The organism is Porcipelethomonas ammoniilytica (assembly GCF_025567485.1).
Lineage (GTDB): Bacteria > Bacillota > Clostridia > Oscillospirales > Ruminococcaceae > Porcipelethomonas > Porcipelethomonas ammoniilytica.
Genome location: NZ_JAOQKH010000055.1, coordinates 1 through 2,843, shown reverse-complemented (window position 1 = coordinate 2,843; position 2,843 = coordinate 1). Strand labels below are relative to the sequence as shown.

Genomic DNA, 2,843 nt, shown 5'->3' with positions numbered 1-2,843 from the left:
TACGGCGGATCGCAATAAAAAAGTGCATTCGGACGGTCATAAACCTTTATCAATTTTTCAAAATCTTCATTTTCAATAACAACTCCTGCACCAGATTTAAGACGTTCTTCAATTTCAGTCAAATAATCATATGAAAGTTTTCTGCTATTATTACTACCGTCATACTCTTTGCATTTTGCTCCATAACTCAGCCTAACTTGTACATAAAACATCGCTGCTCTTTGGATATCGGTCATACCTCTGACATTTATCTGCGCCTTTATATCTTCAAAAATCTCTCTTGAATTAAAATAGCCTGATATTTCACGTTGTAATTCTCCACAATGAAAACGAGCGCACCTGAATAAATTTACTAATTGACCGTTAATATCGTTATATACCTCAAGCGGAGCATGTTTGTCCTTGGCAAAAAGTACAGAACCGCCGCCTCCGAACACTTCAATGTACCTGTCAAAATTATCCGGAAACATTGATATGATTTTCTTTGCAAGGCGGCTCTTGCCGCCAACCCATGGGATAAAGCTTTTCATATAAATACCTCCAAAAACTATTTCACTTTATTTTCAATTTCAGTATGCAGACGTTTAATAAAGTTTTCTCCTGCAATACCGTTTTTTTGGTAACCCCACTTATCAAGAAGATAGTTTACAGCATTCAGTGTACCAGTACCGAAAGACTTATTTTTGTCCATACCGTACTTGTTAATACCTAGTGTTTTGGCTGTCAACAGTAGTTCTTTAAGCGATAACACGCCAATAGTTTTATCGCCTTTTTTATAGCCTGTTTTGTCCAGTATAGGCTTTGCAGGACTTGTTGCTGTAGAAATACCCAACGTCTTTAAAATACCTTTAGCGTATGCCTCAGCAAGCTTTTTGTAATTGGACTTGATGAAATCAGCGTCCTTTTTACTGTCGACAAATCCGCCTTCTAAAAGTACCGCTGGGGCTGCCGTTTCTCTGATAATCGCAAAATAGTCCGTACTGCCATTTCCAAGCTTAGTCTTAACACCTCGGCTCGACATGATTTTCTTGACCTCGGTATTAATGTTGTTTGCCAACGTCTTTGAAGTACCTCCCACACGGCTGTAATATACCTCAAAACCCTGTCCGCCTCCAGCATTGAAATGAATATCCACAACCAGATCAGGAGCATATTTATTACACATTGCGACTTTACTGTCCATATCCGTATCAATATCCTGAGTACGTGACAGCTTGAAATCAACTCCGTATTTGCTTAAAATTTCAGACAGTGCAAAGGCTGTTTTTAATGTATACTCTTTTTCGACTATGTACTTAACCGCTCCGCTGTCTGTTCCACCGTGCCCTACTCCTATAAATACTTTTTTACTCATAATTATTACCTCATTTCTTAAATTTAGATATAAAAAATGCACCCTGTAAAAACAAAGTGCATATTGACATATTATGCCGATTATAGTATAATAATATTTATGGGCATACCTAAACGGTAGGCGGTCAATCCTGCTCCCGGAAGGGAGTGATTTACTATGAATAATTACGTAACATGGAATGAGTTAATACAGTTCGGTTTATTCCTCACTGCTTACACAACACTCCTTATTGCAATACTTCATAAAAGGAAATAGCCGCCCTGCTTGCCATTAGGACGACTATTTTAAATAGCTAAACTACTGGGAGCGACCGTCTATCGGTATGCCCCTTTTTTATTATTATACATCAATTATGGAAATATGTCAACTGTTTTCTTTAAGATTCATAACCGCCGCCATACCTGCTGATATTGCAGAAATGCAAAGTCCCAAAACAGCGGACTTTACAGTCAGATCAGTTGCGGCGATATTTACCGCTATATAACCGACTGCTGTCTGTAAAAATGTTCTTAATGCTCGCTTTACGCAATTTTTCTTTAAAATGTTCATTTATGTATCTCCTTTTCCAAGTCCTCAATTCTGTGGTTTGCGACTTTTATCTGTTCTTCAACAACCGGCATTCGCCTTGCAAAATTATTGTGCTCCGCAACCTTGTTTTCAAGCTGCTGAATCCGATAATTTGTCATTTTGCTTGATACCAGAATACCTCCCAGAGAACCGCCCAGTGTTCCCAATAAGGATATTGCCGCTACTATTATTTCCGTCATAAGTTACACCTCCTAAATAACATACAATTTTAATCTCAACGTTCCTGCTGTACCTGTGGAATTACTTTGCGTTAATGTGAATACTCCTGTGCTTGTACAGGTGACCGTATAAGTGTAAATCCTTGTGCCCGTATAAACCTGCTTTGTAAATACCGCTCCTGCCACAATAGCAGAAATCGGAATCACATCGCAGAAGTTTACCGTCTCTCTTTCCGTCCAGCTTGCAGCCATATACACCTGTGAATATTTTGCTATCTCAGCATTGGTTACCGTCAGACTGTTTTCATCTGTTGAGCTTTCGGCAAGAAGTGCTCCCGATTGGGACTGCTTAAAATACTTTGCGCTGACAGTACCGTCTTTATCTATTTCAGCCATTTCAGAATTATTGCTGTTTCGTATGTGCAGTTTTGAATTTAAATCAAAACCCATCACACCAACTCGGTTTCCGTTAATTAAATAATCAATTACTGACAATGCCGCAGAGCTTGACGTTGGTCCTCTGTTTACCTTCAAACTCTCCCCATAATCGGCATTGCTTATCGTTCCTCCGGTCAACGGCAAATATGTTTCAGCAGGATCCTCAAATCCCAAAGCCAGAATATCAGCTTTTTCTGCTTTTACCGCTCTTGATACATGACCGTTATTAACCTGCATTTTATAGATTCCGGAACTTAACGTGGGAAATTCAGGGTGTACATAATTGTTTGCATTCTCGGCTATTC

Annotated in this window: 5 protein-coding genes; all 5 read right to left on the bottom strand. The window is 39.1% G+C overall.

Annotated features, from left to right (window positions below):
* Positions 1–530: DNA adenine methylase (locus OCV67_RS13060; protein WP_147644372.1), on the bottom strand; the 530-nt coding region annotated here is incomplete at its 3' end.
* A 17-nt stretch (positions 531–547) separates the two neighbouring features.
* Positions 548–1,354, bottom strand: coding sequence for an N-acetylmuramoyl-L-alanine amidase (locus OCV67_RS13055; RefSeq protein ID WP_147644371.1), 807 nt, complete (start codon positions 1,352–1,354; stop codon positions 548–550).
* 363 nt (positions 1,355–1,717) lie between these two features.
* Positions 1,718–1,903, bottom strand: a complete 186-nt coding sequence (locus tag OCV67_RS13050) for a hypothetical protein (protein WP_147643398.1) — start codon at positions 1,901–1,903, stop codon at positions 1,718–1,720.
* Positions 1,900–2,121: a hypothetical protein gene (locus OCV67_RS13045; RefSeq protein WP_147643475.1), complete on the bottom strand. Its 222-nt coding sequence runs from the start codon at positions 2,119–2,121 to the stop codon at positions 1,900–1,902. The genes OCV67_RS13050 and OCV67_RS13045 overlap by 4 nt, the downstream gene beginning before the upstream one ends.
* Before the next feature lie 12 nt (positions 2,122–2,133).
* A partial coding sequence (locus OCV67_RS13040; protein WP_262644644.1) for a hypothetical protein occupies positions 2,134–2,843 on the bottom strand: 710 nt, incomplete at its 5' end.

Bases quoted from the DNA above. Each gene is read 5' to 3' on its own strand.
- OCV67_RS13055 (WP_147644371.1), bottom strand. From the start codon at position 1,354: ATGAGTAAAAAAGTATTTATAGGAGTAGGGCACGGTGGAACAGACAGC.
- OCV67_RS13050 (WP_147643398.1), bottom strand. From the start codon at position 1,903: ATGAACATTTTAAAGAAAAATTGCGTAAAGCGAGCATTAAGAACATTT.
- OCV67_RS13045 (WP_147643475.1), bottom strand. From the start codon at position 2,121: ATGACGGAAATAATAGTAGCGGCAATATCCTTATTGGGAACACTGGGC.